This is a genomic window from Marinobacter sp. DY40_1A1 (assembly GCF_016597815.1).
Lineage (GTDB): Bacteria > Pseudomonadota > Gammaproteobacteria > Pseudomonadales > Oleiphilaceae > Marinobacter > Marinobacter xiaoshiensis.
In genome coordinates this window covers 455,806-470,706 of record NZ_VCHA01000002.1, presented here as the reverse complement: position 1 = coordinate 470,706, position 14,901 = coordinate 455,806, and the positions used below count along the sequence as shown (strand labels likewise).

The following is a 14,901-nucleotide window of genomic DNA, read 5'->3' as shown; positions in this document are numbered from 1 at the left end:
CCAGAGTGTAGAGTTATGACCAAGGGTAGTTTTCGTCGGAGTGGTCTGGAGTGGTTTTCATCACTACCTGCCTGTCTGCTTTTGTTGTCTGTGGTGCTTTTTTCTACAAGCAGCGATATCCATAACCAGATGCTGCGCGGCGGCGAACAGCTCTGGAGTGGCTATTACAAACTGCGGATGGACCCGGTAGCGCCAACCTGTAACGCAGATCGGGATATTGATGCGGCAGTGGCGCAAGAGCTTGCTCAAAAGCCAGCCGACGATGACCCCATGGCGATGTTGCTGGGCGCGCAGGAGAAAGATCCTGCGGATGTCCGGCTTGCGATTGAGCGCTCTGTTGCCGATTGCAAAGCTGCCTATCAAAGCTATGACAGTCTGCAGGATAAGCTCACCCCCGGCGTCAAAGCCTACCGGGCAGTGGAGTTGTTTGTTGCTGATTTGATTGCCTTTGGCCTTGAGTCGCAACGCTACATTCTGGTGTTGTTGGTGATGTTGTGTGCTGCCACAGCCACACTTACACGCCATCATATAGCCATGCGGGCCATGGAGACCCGTTTGGACTATACGGTTTCCCTGACGCTCCAGACGATAGCTAACGCTATGTTGTTGGGGTCCAGCCTGATTTTCCGCCAATCCAGTTTGGGCACCGAAACGGCAGTTTCATCCGACGATCTCCTGCTCCATAACTTTTGGGTCGTAGGGTTTGCGTGTCTGACCCTGGCCAGCCTTTACCGGCTGGTTCGCGTGCCGGCAGGCCTGGCTCCCGGAGGGCAACTGAACAAGGCATTTTTGGCTGTGCCGCTGTACACCGTGATGTGTCTGATTTCCGGAAGCTATTTTGCGCTGATTGGTCACACGTCAGGCATTGGCATCTATCTCGGCAAGATGGTCGAACTGGCGGACATGTTCCTGAATGTGGGCCTGTATGTTTGGGTCGGCATGATGCTTAAACAAACGCGCCTGGCAACGCTGGTATTCAACCTGTTTCGACCCTGGCGTATGCCACCGGAATTGCTGGCTGTGGTTGCCGTTCTTGTTGCTGCTGTTCCAACGGCTTATACCGGTGCTTCGGGGATTTTCGTTATAGCTGCAGGTGCGGTTATTTACAGTGAGTTGCGTGCTGCTGGTGCCCGTCGGCAATTGGCGCTTGCGGCCACCGCAATGTCGGGTTCTCTGGGTGTTGTGTTGCGTCCCTGCCTTCTGGTTGTCGTTATCGCATATCTGAACCGGGAAGTGACTACAGATGACTTGTTCGGCTGGGGTATCTGGGTATTTGTGTTGACGGCTGCCATGTTCAGCGCAGTTGCGCTCACCGTAAACCGGCAGAGCAAGTTTAATCTGGCGCCGGCTTCCGAAGCCTTGCCTGCCACGCTAAAGGCGCTTCGCTCCCTGATACCCTACGCCTTGGTTATTGTGGGTGTTGTGCTGCTCTACCGTTTTGCTCTGGATGTGCGTATGGATGAGTTTTCGGCACCGCGTTTGTTGCCGGTCATTATGTTGTCCATCCTGGTATACGAGCATATAAGCTTCAAAAACAAGAAGGGCAGTGCGACGGGTGAGATTAACCATCAGGGGCTGGAACGTAGTGTACGTGGAGCCACCAATGACACCACAGCTGAGATTGGTGCGTTGCTATTACTCCTGGGCCTGTCAGTCAGTATCGGTGGCGTGATCGAGCGTTCCCAGATCATGGAAGCCTTCCCTCAGGCGTTTGATAGTGCCTGGTCTGCGATGCTATTGATGGTGATGATTCTGGTGATTCTCGGAATGATTATGGATGCCTTTGGCGCCGTCATTCTGGTGACTGCCACTGTAGCGTCCATTGCTTATTCCAGTGGAATTCACCCCATTCACTTCTGGATGGTGACCCTGGTGGCCTTTGAGCTGGGCTACCTGAGCCCGCCGGTCGCACTTAACCATCTGCTAACACGACAAGTGGTGGGAGAGGCCGAGGTGCTGGCTGCCCAGCAGGAAGGCGGCACCTTCTATCAGCGCCATGAGCGCATCATCATGCCCCTGATTGCGATGGGCATCTCGCTGGTGCTTGTGGCCTTCGTACCTTTGATGTTCTACGCCTGAGGGTAGCAAGCCAGGCCAGGACTTCCGTCTTGAAACAAAAAAAGCGCCGTGCTTGATTAGCAGGGCGCTTTTTTTTGGGGCTGGGCTCAGAGTTTCGGGCCGGCCTCAACAATGGAATCGGAAACATCAAACTTCTTGAAGTTTTCGACGAACTGACCAATCAGTTCCGCTGCCTTCTTATCGTAGGCTTCTTTGCTGGCCCAGGTATTGCGTGGGTTCAGTAGCGCCGAATCTACGCCCGGTACCTGCTTGGGCACGCTCAGGTTGAGGGTTGGCAGGTGCTCAGTTTCAACCGAGTCAAGCTCGCCATTCTGAATGCCGCTGATGATCGCGCGGGTGGTCGGTATGCTGAAGCGTGTTCCTTCACCATAGGCACCGCCAGTCCAGCCAGTATTCACCAGGAAAACCTTGCTGCCGTACTCATCCATACGCTTCATCAGAAGCTCAGCGTACACGCCTGCCGGACGCGGGAAGAACGGAGCGCCAAAGCAGGTGGAGAAGGTAGACTTCAGTGCAGACGATGAACCCATTTCTGTGGAGCCAACCAGCGCTGTATAACCACTCAGGAAGTGATAAGCGGCACCTTCACGGCTCAGAATAGACACAGGCGGCAGTACGCCAGTCATGTCGCAGGTCAGGAACACAATGTGTGTTGGCTCACCGGCGCGGTTTTCGATTACGCGCTTTTCAATGTGTTCGAGCGGGTAGGCACACCGGGAGTTTTCAGTCAGGGAAACGTCGGTGTAGTCTGGCTCGCGGGTTTCCGGATCAATTGTTACGTTTTCAACAATAGCGCCGAAGCGGATCGCGTCCCAGATAATGGGCTCGTTCTTCTTGCTCAGATCGATACACTTGGCATAGCAGCCGCCTTCAATATTGAAAACAGTGCCAGGGCCCCAGCCGTGCTCGTCGTCACCAATAAGGAAGCGGTGAGGGTCGGCAGACAGGGTGGTTTTACCCGTGCCGGATAGACCGAAGAACAGGCAGGTTTCGCCGTCTTCGCCAACGTTGGCGGAGCAATGCATTGGTAGCACGTCTTTTTCCGGCAGCAGGAAGTTCTGCACGGAGAACATCGCTTTTTTCATCTCACCGGCATAATGCATGCCTGCCAGAAGCACTCTGCGGCGAGCAAAGTTGATGATGACGCAGCCATCGCTGTTGGTGCCATCGCGCTCTGGTACGCACTCAAAATTGGCAGCATTCAGAATTTGCCATTCCTGCTTGTCTGCCTGGTTGTAGCTTTCCGGGCGAATGAACAGGTTGCGGCCAAACAGGTTTTGCCAGGCGGTCTCGGTGGTCATTTTCACTGGCAGGTAGTGCTCAGGGTCGGAGCCCACGTGCACCAGGGACACAAAGCTGTCTTTTTCAGCAATATAGGCTTCTACGCGTTCCCACAGGGCGTCGAATTTATCGGCGTCGAACGGGCGGTTGATCGGCCCCCAGTGGATGTCGTCAGATGTGCTTGGTTCTTCAACAATGTAGCGATCCATGGGGGACCGACCGGTGCGATGACCAGTTTCTACGACCAGCGAACCGTTGGATGCCAGTTGGCCCTCGTTACGCGCCAGTGCCTGTTCTACCAGTCTTGCTGTACTCAGATCATTATAAGTGTTGCTCACTTCGACCTCACCCTCGGGATGTCTTAGTGACTGCTCAGGCCGCCTGCCCGAAAATTGACGGAATTCTGAACAATCGGATCAATTCAGGCGCGCTATTATGCCAGAGGCGCCAATAAAAAACGACTACGCCGGAAGCCGCGTGATTGCTGGCTTCCGGGTGATTCTGTAGCCGTGCCTAGTGTAACGTATGGCCGGTAAAAAGCTGATCAATATCATTCCTGTCGAATCGATAGTGCGCGTGGCAGAACTGGCAGTCCATATCTATGGTTCCCTGTTCCTCCAGTATGCTGTAACACTCGTCTTTGCCAATGGCTTCAAGGGCAACAAGAGTTCTGTCTTTGGAACAACTGCACTGAAATGCCACGGTTTCGGCATCGAAGAGTCGCACCGTTTCTTCATTAAACAGGCGGTGCAGAAGAGTTTCGCTATCAAGTTCCAGCAGTTCATCGGCCTTAACCGTGCGTGCAAGGTGGTTAACCCGCTCCCAGAGTTCGTCATCTTCCTGGGTGGCACCTGGCATACGCTGGAGCATCAGGCCGGCAGCGCCCTGCTCATTGGAAAACAGAAACAGACTGGTGGGGATCTGTTCCGAGCGCTCGAAATATTCTTCCAGGCATCCCCCCAGACTATCCCGCTCCCGAGGCACCACGCCCTGGTAGCGGCTGCCTTGCCGGGGTGTGATGGTAATGGCCATACGCCCGTCGCCCAGCAAATCGTGGAAGCTGTCTTCGGTCACCGCGTGCTCGTCGAATCGTGCAAGCCCGCGAATCTTGCGGTCGTGGCTGCATTCCGCCATGAGTGTTCGAAGCGGGCCTTCGCCCTGGGCCTGAATGGACAGTGTGCCTTCGAACTTCAGGCTGCTGCTCATAACAATGCTGGCTACAAGAGCTTCTCCCAGAAGGCCTCTGACCGACTCGGGATAAGGCGCCTGGCCGGTGATTTCCCGGAAGCTCTCGTCAAGCTGTACCCAGGCTCCGCGTACCTGGCTGTGTTCAAATATAAAACGCTGGAACTGGTCGCGGGATGCCATATTGGTTCTCCTGAAAACTGGGTGCTTTAATCGGTGGCTGACAACAGAACGGTCTGGTTCAGATGCTGTTCTGGTCACGGAATCGTTGAATGTCGCGGCGATCTTTCTTGGAAGGGCGCCTTGCCGGCGGCAATTGTGCTGCCTGCATGGTTTTACGTTGCCACGAGAGGTCTTCACGCTTTTTTATGCTGTCTTCGGTTTCGTGGTAGAGCTTTTGAGCTTCCGGCGCACCGCGCCGACGCTCGCTCACTTCATCTACAACCACGACTTTTTCAAGATAGCCAAGGCGCAGGGTGAGCGTGGCGCCAGGCTCAACCAGGCGGCCTGGCTTGCAGCGCTGGCTGTTGTAGTGGACTTTGCCGCCTTCTACAGCCTCTTTTGCCAGGGAGCGTGTTTTGTAAAAGCGCGCAGCCCAAAGCCATTTGTCGAGCCTTACCCGTTGATCGTCCGAAGTGGATGCCGCCATATCTCCTCACCTGAAGGGCGTATGCCTCAATTATAGCGCCCTCAGTCATCAGATGGCAGAGGGCTTTTCTGGTGATGGGGCCTTTGCTGGTGAATGGCTGTCAGAACTTCATCAAAGTGGTGCACGCAAGGTATTTCGGGATGAGATTTGCTGGCGGCCCGTTTGCTGTCTGGCGCCAGAATTCCGAGACATTGGGCAATTCCTGCAGACCGGGCGCTTTCCAGTACGGGGAAACTGTCATCCACCATTAATGTGGAAGCGGCTCTATAGGGGGCAAGTTGTTGCAGGTCCTGCCAAAAGGCGGTGTCTTCTTTGGGTTTGCCCAGCTGATGGCTGGAAACAATACCGTCCACATAGCGGTCGAGGCCTGTGCGCTGCAGTTTCAGCTCCAGAGGATCCGGGTGGCAGTTGGTGACGATGACGGATTGCAGGCCGGCCTTCTTGAGAGATTGAAGAAAGTCCGCCACATGCGGACGGTAGCCGATGCGGTCACTGAGCTCGGATTTCAGTCCGGTTATGTCCAGGGCAAGTTGCTCGCTCCAGTAATCGGTGCAGTAGAAGTTGAGCGTGCCTCTTTGGGCCATGATCATGCTGATGATTTTGTCCCTGGCTTTCTCGGCGTGCATGCCGTTGCGCTCAGCGTAACGCCTGGGCAGGTGTTCCAGCCAGAAATGATTGTCGAAGTGCAGATCAAGCAGTGTGCCGTCCATATCCAGGAATACGGTTTCGAGGGACGTCCAGTTGATCATATGCAAAGCCAGCCTTAAATGTTTTCCTCAGGCTGCCGCAGATCCCGATTTGAGGCAAGCCGGGATATTACGGATGTTGGGCTCAGGTCTGCGGCCCAGAGCTACCGCTGGCATCCTGTGCAGTACACGGTAGATCGCCCGTTCATGCGGATTTCCTTCAGCGGTGTTTCGCAGTTCGGGCAGGGCTCTCCGGCGCGGCCATAAACCAGTAATGACTGAGCGAAATAGCCTGGCTTGCCATCGCTGTTCACGAAATCTCGCAGGGTAGTGCCGCCCATCAGGATCGCAGCGCTGAGAATCTCCCGGATAGCTTCCGCAAGACGCTGGTAGCGATCGAGACTGATGCGCCCAGCCTTGCGTTTGGGATGAATGCCGGCGTGGAACAGTGCTTCGTTGGCGTAAATGTTGCCTACGCCGACCACCACATGGCTGTCCATGATGAAGGATTTCACGGGGGTGTTTCTGGAGCGCGATAACTGGAACAGCATTCGACCAGTAAACTCTGCCGATAGCGGTTCCGGCCCAAGGCTGGCAATCAGGGGGTGCGTCTCGGCAGAGTCTGCCCACAGCCAGCAACCAAAGCGACGGGGGTCATTAAAGCGCAGAGTTACGCCGGAATGCAGCACAAGGTCGATGTGGTCGTGTTTCTCTGCCGGTGCGTCATCAGTGATGATGCGAAGGCTGCCAGACATGCCCAGGTGAACGATGGCAGTGCCATGGTCGAGGTTCAGAAAAAGATATTTTGCTCGCCGCTCGACAGTGCGGATAACCTGGCCGTTCATTTGCGCGGCAAGATCGCCGGGCACGGGCCAGCGCAGGCTGCCATTTCGTACTTTGACCTGTTCAATGGTTTGACCTTCACAGTGGGGCGCAATGCCGCGTCTTGTGGTTTCGACTTCAGGTAGTTCGGGCATTCAACCAGTCTCCGGTCAAATTTGTAGGTGTGATGTTGCGCAAATGTGAACGGTAGCAAGCTTGACTTTAAAGCTTGTTGTTTTAGCTAACACCTGTACGCTAAACTGCCGCGAACAGGCGCCTATATTGGTCGCTTCAGGTTTTGATTTGAGGATTAATTATGTGGTTTAACGGTCTCCTTGACCTGTCGGTGATGCAGTTGATTCTGGTTGTTCTGGGTATGACCCACGTCACTATCATCAGTGTAACGCTTTATCTGCATCGCCATTCGGCCCACAACTCGCTGGATTTGCATCCTGCACTGAAGCATTTTTTCCGTTTCTGGCTGTGGCTGACCACAGCGCAGAATACCAAAGAATGGACTGCGATCCATCGCAAGCATCACGCCAAGTGTGAAACGGCCGAAGATCCACATAGCCCGGTGGTACTGGGTATAAAGAAGGTGTTATTCGAAGGGGCAGAGTTGTATGCCTCGGCAGCGACTGCTGAAAACCTTGAGCGCTACGGCCAGCGGACCCCGGAAGACTGGATAGAGCGCAATCTTTACAGTCGCCACAGGGCGCTGGGCATTGCTCTGATGGCAGTCATTAATCTGGTGCTTTTTGGTGTTAACGGTATCTGGATCTGGGCAGTGCAGATGGTCTGGATACCTTTCTGGGCAGCCGGTGTTGTGAACGGGATTGGCCACTGGATGGGTTATCGCAATTTCGAGTGTGCGGATAACGCCCGCAACATTTCTCCACTGGGAATTATTATTGGTGGTGAAGAACTGCACAATAACCACCACACCTACCCGAACTCCTCCAAGCTTTCACGCCGCTGGTACGAAGTGGATATCGGCTGGGGCTATATCCGCCTGTTCCAGGCGTTTGGTCTTGCCAAACCCAAAGGCTATCGGCCGATCGCCCATTATGTGCCGGGCAAGCAGAACGTGGATGTGGAAACTGTGCAGGCTATTGCCAATAATCGTTTCGACATAATGCGCCAGTACCGCAAACGTGTGACAGAGCCGGTTTTGCGCCAGCAAAAGAGCCTGATGGATGATGAGATACGGCCCAGATATCGTAAACTCAAACAGCTTCTATCGCGGGAAGTTACGCTGATAAAGCCGCGAGATAAAGAGGCGCTGGAATCAGTTCTGGAAAGCAACGCTGTGTTGCGCCAGATTTACGAGATGAGCAACGAGTTACAGGCCCTTTGGCGCCAGCGCGGCCTTAAGCCGCAGGATAAGCTGCACGCGTTGATGGAGTGGTGCAAAGACGCTGAAGCCAGTGGTATTCGTTACCTGGAAGAGTTTGCTGCCCATTTGCGGGCTTATTCGCTGCGCCCTGCGGCTTGAACCACTCTGTATAAGCAGTAAGTGACCTGGCCAGCGGTTTTTTGCCGGTGCAGTTGCCAGTTGGCAGGTGCCGCCGGCGACGGCAGGTCACTTTCGTGCTCCACGTATACCCAGCCTCCAGGTTTCACCCAGCCTTGGGTATTCAGCAGTGGGATCAGCGTTGTCAGCCAGCCCTGATGGAATGGAGGGTCCATGAAAATGATATCGAATGGATGCCGTGAACGCTGGCTCAGGTAGGTGTCTACATTAGCGCAAATCACAGTGCCTGCTTCAGAGCCCAGTAGCTTGAGGTTGCCCCGAAGAGCGGCTGCCAAGGCTGTGTTGTTATCAACCAGCGTGGCCTGGCCGGCGCCTCTTGAGAGCGCCTCCAGCCCCAAAGCACCAGAGCCTGCAAACAAGTCCAGGCAATCGCTTCCCGCGATATGAAGCGACAACCAGTTAAACAGGGTTTCCCGTGTGCGTGCTGGTGTTGGGCGAACCCCTCCTGCATCCGGGAAGCGCAGCTTCCGGCTGCGCCAGTCGCCCCCGATAATGCGTAGTTCACCCCCGGCACCCGTGTTCTTGGCGGCGCCCTTGGAAGGCTTGCTTGAAAGGTGCTGGCCTGAGGATTTTCTTCGGGTCATGTGGTTGGCTCCGGAAACGGGCGGCAATATTTTCGGCTGGCGTATCTTAGCGGAAATCGGGCTGTTCATGATAATCCACAGCAACCTCACTTCACTGGGACAGTCTGCTAGAATATGCGCTCTATTTGTCCCGCCCAATCAGACTGATGGTATGACTTTATGATGGCAGAGTGGATTTCGGTCGGCCTACTGGCCCTTCTTGTATTTGTATTTTTTCTGGATATCGCCAGCAATCGCCGCCGTGTACCGCGGCCGAAACCCGTGCCCCAGCGCAAACCGGAGGCAGTCAAAGGCCCTGAGCCTTTGGCGCCGACTGAAAAGCCAGCCCCCACCGCCCCTGAATCCTTGCCGGAGGACGCGCCAACAGCAGTTGCGCCACCGGCAATGCCAGAGCCGGAGCCGGCAAAGGTTCCCGAACCGGAAGCCGCGCCACAACTCAGTGTTTTTGAGCGCATCAAGCAAGGCCTGGGCAAAACCCGCGCAAGCCTGACCGGCGGCATGGCCGACCTGTTTTCGGTAGGCAAGAAAATAGATGAAGACCTGCTGGAAGAAATCGAAACCACGTTGCTGATGGCGGATGTTGGCGTAACGGCCACCTCGGAAATTATTGAATCCCTTACGGACAAACTCCAGCGCAACCAGCTCAAAGACGGCGAAGCACTTCGCAAGGCCCTACGTGACGAGTTGCATGGCCTGTTAAAGAATGTCACCAAGCCGCTGACAATTGATGCCGGAACCAAGCCTTATGTGATTTTGATGGTTGGTGTGAATGGCGTGGGCAAGACCACTACCATTGGCAAACTCACTAAAAAGCTCCAGAGCGAAGGCAAGTCAGTGATGCTGGCGGCAGGGGATACCTTCCGTGCGGCCGCCGTTGAGCAGTTGCAGGTTTGGGGTGAGCGCAATAAGGTTCCGGTGGTGGCTCAGCATACGGGTGCCGACAGTGCCTCCGTGATCTTTGACGCTATACAGTCAGGCCAGTCCCGTGGCGTGGATGTGGTGATCGCAGACACTGCAGGTCGACTGCAAAACAAAGACAATCTGATGGGAGAGTTGGAGAAGGTTGTCCGGGTAATGAAAAAACTGGACGCCACGGCACCTCACGAAGTCATGCTGGTGCTGGACGCGGGCACGGGGCAGAACGCTCTTAGCCAGGCGCAGGTGTTCCAGAAGGCGGTTGGCGTGAGCGGTATTACCTTAACGAAACTGGACGGCACTGCCAAAGGCGGTATCGTATTTGCCATTGCCCGTCAGTTGCAGCTTCCTATCCGGTTTATCGGTGTTGGTGAACAGGTTGATGACCTGCGCAGCTTTGATGCTGAAACCTTTGTGGACGCATTGTTTGCAGACTAGTTTGCCAAATAACCCGGATTGTTGGAGTCGTCGCCCGTTATGATCGAGTTTCGCCAGGTTACCAAGCGATATGACAGTGATCATACTGCGTTGCGGCAGGTGAATTTTCACCTGGATCGCGGTGAGCTGGCGTTTCTGACCGGGCACTCAGGTGCGGGCAAAAGTACCCTGCTGAAACTGCTCATGGTTATGGAGCGCCCCACTGCCGGAGAGGTGGTGGTCGGTGGTCAGGCGCTCAACCGCCTGCCGCGAAGGCAGGTTCCCTACATACGCCGGCACATCGGTGTGGTATTCCAGAATCATCAACTTCTTTTTGATCGCACTGTGTTTGATAACGTGGCCATGCCCTTGGAGGTCATGGGAGCTTCACCCCGTGATGTGGGTCGGCGTGTGCGTGCAGCGCTGGATAAAGTGGGACTGCTCAGTAAGGAAAAAATGAACCCGCTACAGTTATCGGGTGGTGAGCAGCAGCGTGTGGGTATTGCCCGGGCCGTGGTGAACAAGCCGCCTCTACTGCTGGCGGATGAGCCTACAGGTAACCTGGACCCAAAACTTTCTGCAGACATCATGAATCTGTTTGCACAATTCAGCCAGGTAGGTGTAACTGTGCTGATCGCCAGCCACGATCTCGCCCTGATAAACGAAATGGATCGGCGTACCCTGACTCTCGATCACGGCAATCTGATTGCGGGCGGTACCCCACTGCAAGGAGGTTTCCGTGGCCGTTGACCCGTTGTCCAAGCCCCGTAAACCGGATATTGCCCGGGGTGCGAAAGCCTCCCGGTCGCCCTGGCGCGAGCAGGCGGAATCCTACTTCATTCATCATCGAAAAGTGGCACGCGACAGCGCCTCACGCATGTGGCGAACCCCGGTGGCCAGCCTGATGACCTGGACGGTGATGGGCGTTGCGCTGGCATTGCCGGTTGCACTTTTACTTTTGTTGACCAGCCTTCAGGGTGTGAGCGCCGGTTGGGAGAGCGGTGCCCGGGTTACTGCTTATATGAAACTGGACGCCAGCCTTGAGCAGACCCGCAAACTTGCCGAAGAAATTGGCGCAGATGGACGGGTAGATGGAGTTGAATTGATTGACCGTGATCGTGCATTGACAGAATTCCGTGCATCGTCGGGTCTTGATGATGCGTTGGATTATCTGGATGAGAACCCTTTGCCCCACACTCTGCTGATCACGCCTGAGGAAAGTGCAAGGACGGCAGACGGGGTAGCAAGCCTGCTGATGTTTGTTGAAAGCATGGAGGGTATTGAGCGGGTTCAGGTAGATCTGGGCTGGTTGCAACGCCTGAACGCCATGACAGACCTGCTTGCGCGGGCCGTCTGGGCGCTGGCAATCTTGTTGGCGGCAGCGGTGGTGCTGGTGATCGGCAACACGGTAAGGCTATCTATTGAAAGCCGCCGCGATGAGATCCTGGTGGCCAAGCTTGTCGGGGGAACGGATGGCTTCGTGCGCAGGCCCTTCCTTTACACGGGCGCGTGGTTTGGTCTGGGCGGTGGCGTTGTTGCCTGGATACTGCTGCAACTCTCTCTTTGGTGGCTTAGTGGCCCCATTGAGCGCCTTGCTGGTTTATACAGCAGCGACTTCTCGCTGAGCGGCCTGAGTTTTGACGGTGCGTTTGCATTGATTATTGTAGCGATGCTGCTAGGCTGGCTGGGTGCCTGGATAGCAGTAAAGCGCCATCTGGACGATATTGAGCCGGGTGAAATAGCTGGCGGTTAATGATCCGGATTGCGGTAAGAGCGTATTGAATACGGATCGGTTCCGGGGTAGTTTCTAAGGTAGTGAAAGTCAGGGCGAATTCTCCATTTTGTTGATTTAAAACGTTTTACTTGAGAGATTCGGGAACTTTTAAGGTTCTTGGCGGTCCAATCTTTATTCGCTATATTATGCGACCGTCAGGTTCGGAGGCTAAAGCATGGGTACGAGTTTACAGCTTATTGAAAGACTGGTTCCGGGCGCCAATCTCGAGGCTTACATTCAGGCCGCGAGCCGCATTCCGGTACTAACCGTGGATGAAGAGCGGGAACTGGCCGAGCGCCTTCATTACGATGAAGACGTGGATGCAGCTCGCCAGTTGGTTCTGTCGCACCTGCGCTTTGTTATTCACATTGCCCGGAGCTATTCCGGCTATGGTTTGGCACAAGCTGATCTGATCCAGGAAGGCAACGTCGGCCTTATGAAGGCGGTCAAGCGCTTCAACCCGGAGTATGGCGTACGGCTTGTGTCCTTTGCCGTGCACTGGATCAAGGCAGAAATTCACGAGTTCATTCTGCGCAACTGGCGCATTGTGAAAGTGGCGACGACCAAATCCCAGCGCAAACTGTTTTTCAACTTGCGCAGCCAGAAGAAAAAACTGGCTTGGCTAAGCCACGACGAACTGCACGCAGTGGCAGACGATTTGGGTGTTGAGCCAAGGGTTGTGCGGGAAATGGAAGGCCGGCTGGCCTCCCACGACACAGCCTTTGATGGCCCGATGGACGATGATGACGACAGTGCTTACAAGGCGCCGGCGTATTATCTGGAAGACCACCGTAGCGACCCTGCCGTTCAGCTCGAAAAAGCGGACTGGACGGAGGATTCTAACGGCCGTCTGATGGAAGCGTTGGAAATGCTGGATGAGCGCAGCCAGGATATTTTGCGCGAGCGTTGGTTGTCCGAGAGCAAGGCAACGCTTCACCAGTTGGCAGACAAGTACGGTATTTCAGCTGAGCGTATTCGCCAGTTAGAGAAGAATGCCATGAAGAAAATCCGTACGCAGATGACTGAAGAAGCTGCCTGATCAGGCTGTTGATCTGAAAGTACTTTGAAAACGCCACCACCGGTTCCGGTTGGTGGCGTTTTTGTTTGTGTTCTTTGTGACTTATAGTTTGGTGCACGAAGTAATTGGGCAGGCCCTTCCAAAACACGCTGTGAATACATCCCTGTACGCTCGGCTCCGCCATCCATGGCTCCGCACGGTTTTGGAAGGGCCTGCCCAATTACTTCTTCCCGATACTTGAAACCGAGACCTCTAAAATGACTGAGAAACTCCCCCGTATCGCATTTCTTGGCATCGGCCTCATGGGTGCTCCCATGACCCGCAATCTGCTGAATTCAGGCTTCCCAATGACTGTATGGAACCGAACGGCCAGCAAGTGCGAGCCGTTTGCCAGTGAGGCAAGGGTAGCTGAGAGCCCCGTTGATGCAGTGCGAACCGCCGATGTGGTAATCACCATGCTGGAAAACAGCGATGTGGTTGAGCAGGTGTTGGTTGCCAGTGGTGCCATGGCAGCTCTAAAGCCGGGTGCCCTGGTGATTGATATGAGTTCCATTCAGCCGTCGGTCGCTCGTCGGCATGCTGCGCTTGCGATGGAACAGGGCGCTGGCTATGTGGATGCGCCGGTTTCTGGTGGCACGCTGGGTGCTCAGGAAGCGCGGTTAAGTATTATGGCGGGCGGTACAGAGGAAGATGTTTCCAGAGCTTTGCCCGTGTTTGAGGTGCTGGGTAAGTGCACGAGAATCGGGCCGGTTGGAGCCGGGCAGCTTGCCAAATTGGCTAATCAGGCGATTGTTGGAATTACTATTGGCGCGGTGTCTGAAGCTTTGTTGCTGGCTGCCAAAGGCGGGGCTGATCCGGCGGCAGTGCGGGAGGCACTGATGGGCGGCTTTGCTGGTAGCCGGATTCTGGAATTGCACGGTCAGCGTATGATCGATCGGGATTTTGCGCCCGGCGCGCCAGCGCGGATACAGCTGAAGGACATGCGGATGATTCTGGATGAGGCCCGGGCAGAAGGATTAACGCTGCCGTTGTCGCAGCAGGTGCACAACGAATATCTCTCGCTGGTCGCTAATGGCCACAGTGATGCTGATCACAGTGGCCTGCTGCTGGAGTTGGAGCATATTAACCGCACCCGTCTTGGTTCTGCTGGCCCAGGGTCTAAGGAGTAACTGTCATGCCGCGTTTTGCTGCCAATCTGTCGATGCTATTCACCGAAGTGCCGTTTATCGAGCGTTTTGCCAAAGCGGCGGCGGCCGGGTTTAGGGGCGTGGAGTATCTTTTCCCCTATGAGTGGCCCAAGGAAGAGCTGAGTAAAGCTCTGGAAGGCAATGGTTTGACTCAGGTTTTGTTCAATCTGCCGCCGGGTGACTGGGAGGCAGGTGAGCGTGGCATTGCTTGCTTGCCAGGCAGGGTTGATGAGTTCCGCGCCGGGGTGGATCACGCCATTGAGTATGCCCGGGCTCTTGGGTGCAAGCGGCTGAACTGTCTGGCTGGATTGAAGCCGGTCGAACTGGATGAAGATACTGCCTGGCAAACGCTGGTGACGAATGTGGCCTGGGCAGCGGATAGGCTGGAGGGTGAGGGTATTACGCTGTGCGTTGAGGCAATAAATTCACGGGTCGATATGCCCCGTTTTTTTCTTGATACGTCTGCCAGAGTCATGGCTCTGATTGAGGAAGTGGAGGCCGATAACCTGCGCCTGCAATATGACATCTACCACATGCAAATCATGCAGGGTGACCTTGTGCGCTCTATGGAGTGTTTGCTGCCATGGATTGGGCACATCCAGTTTGCCGATAATCCGGGACGACATGAGCCGGGAACCGGCGAGATTAACTTTTCGAATGTTTTTTCCGCCATCGATAAAATGAATTATGACGGCTGGGTAAGTGCGGAGTACCTGCCTTCCGGGGCGACGGCAGATAGCTTGCACTGGTTGCCGTCATAGAACCGACCG

At 55.1% G+C, this 14,901-nt stretch carries 14 protein-coding genes; 8 read left to right on the top strand and 6 right to left on the bottom strand.

The features are described from left to right. The first annotated feature begins 15 nt into the window (after nt 1-15). A complete protein-coding gene (locus FFI61_RS08035) occupies nt 16-2,079 on the top strand; it encodes a TRAP transporter large permease subunit (RefSeq protein WP_200202378.1) in 2,064 nt (687 codons plus the stop codon). A gap of 86 nt (nt 2,080-2,165) precedes the next feature. Here the strand turns inward: FFI61_RS08035 and FFI61_RS08030 are convergent, their stop codons facing one another. From FFI61_RS08030 to mutM, 5 genes are all read right to left on the bottom strand, one after another. Beyond that, complete coding sequence (locus FFI61_RS08030) at nt 2,166-3,698, bottom strand: phosphoenolpyruvate carboxykinase (RefSeq protein WP_200202377.1); 1,533 nt, start codon at nt 3,696-3,698, stop codon at nt 2,166-2,168. A 175-nt stretch (nt 3,699-3,873) separates the two neighbouring features. Next, nucleotides 3,874-4,728 (bottom strand): Hsp33 family molecular chaperone HslO, encoded by an 855-nt coding sequence (hslO, locus tag FFI61_RS08025; protein WP_200202376.1) that lies wholly within the window; start codon nt 4,726-4,728, stop codon nt 3,874-3,876. 58 nt (nt 4,729-4,786) lie between these two features. Beyond that, on the bottom strand, nt 4,787-5,194 hold the full coding sequence (gene hslR, locus FFI61_RS08020) for a ribosome-associated heat shock protein Hsp15 (RefSeq protein WP_200202375.1): 408 nt from the start codon (nt 5,192-5,194) through the stop codon (nt 4,787-4,789). A gap of 41 nt (nt 5,195-5,235) precedes the next feature. Then, nucleotides 5,236-5,943, bottom strand: a complete 708-nt coding sequence (gene yrfG / locus FFI61_RS08015) for a GMP/IMP nucleotidase (RefSeq protein WP_200369866.1) — start codon at nt 5,941-5,943, stop codon at nt 5,236-5,238. 101 nt (nt 5,944-6,044) lie between these two features. Then, nucleotides 6,045-6,857, bottom strand: a complete 813-nt coding sequence (gene mutM, locus FFI61_RS08010) for a bifunctional DNA-formamidopyrimidine glycosylase/DNA-(apurinic or apyrimidinic site) lyase (RefSeq protein ID WP_200369865.1) — start codon at nt 6,855-6,857, stop codon at nt 6,045-6,047. Between the two features lie 161 nt (nt 6,858-7,018). On the opposite strand from mutM, the gene FFI61_RS08005 reads away from it, so the two are divergent. After that, on the top strand, nt 7,019-8,197 hold the full coding sequence (locus FFI61_RS08005; RefSeq protein WP_200369864.1) for a fatty acid desaturase: 1,179 nt from the start codon (nt 7,019-7,021) through the stop codon (nt 8,195-8,197). Here FFI61_RS08005 and rsmD read toward each other — a convergent pair. Further along, nucleotides 8,173-8,820, bottom strand: a complete 648-nt coding sequence (gene rsmD, locus FFI61_RS08000; RefSeq protein WP_200369863.1) for a 16S rRNA (guanine(966)-N(2))-methyltransferase RsmD — start codon at nt 8,818-8,820, stop codon at nt 8,173-8,175. The two genes, FFI61_RS08005 and rsmD, sit on opposite strands and share 25 nt — an antisense overlap. Before the next feature lie 159 nt (nt 8,821-8,979). Between rsmD and ftsY the strand changes: the two genes are divergently transcribed. From ftsY to hyi, 6 genes are all read left to right on the top strand, one after another. Continuing rightward, nucleotides 8,980-10,173, top strand: coding sequence for a signal recognition particle-docking protein FtsY (gene ftsY / locus FFI61_RS07995; protein WP_200202370.1), 1,194 nt, complete (start codon nt 8,980-8,982; stop codon nt 10,171-10,173). A gap of 39 nt (nt 10,174-10,212) precedes the next feature. Then, nucleotides 10,213-10,902: a cell division ATP-binding protein FtsE gene (gene ftsE / locus FFI61_RS07990; RefSeq protein ID WP_200369862.1), complete on the top strand. Its 690-nt coding sequence runs from the start codon at nt 10,213-10,215 to the stop codon at nt 10,900-10,902. After that, nucleotides 10,892-11,905: a permease-like cell division protein FtsX gene (gene ftsX / locus FFI61_RS07985; RefSeq protein ID WP_310966443.1), complete on the top strand. Its 1,014-nt coding sequence runs from the start codon at nt 10,892-10,894 to the stop codon at nt 11,903-11,905. Before ftsE ends, ftsX begins: the two co-directional genes overlap by 11 nt. A 196-nt stretch (nt 11,906-12,101) precedes the next feature. After that, nucleotides 12,102-12,965, top strand: coding sequence for an RNA polymerase sigma factor RpoH (gene rpoH / locus FFI61_RS07980; RefSeq protein ID WP_200202368.1), 864 nt, complete (start codon nt 12,102-12,104; stop codon nt 12,963-12,965). Nucleotides 12,966-13,201: 236 nt separating this feature from the next. Then, nucleotides 13,202-14,113, top strand: coding sequence for an NAD(P)-dependent oxidoreductase (locus tag FFI61_RS07975; RefSeq protein ID WP_200369861.1), 912 nt, complete (start codon nt 13,202-13,204; stop codon nt 14,111-14,113). Between the two features lie 5 nt (nt 14,114-14,118). Next, nucleotides 14,119-14,892 (top strand): hydroxypyruvate isomerase, encoded by a 774-nt coding sequence (hyi, locus tag FFI61_RS07970; protein WP_200369860.1) that lies wholly within the window; start codon nt 14,119-14,121, stop codon nt 14,890-14,892. Nucleotides 14,893-14,901: the final 9 nt, after the last annotated feature.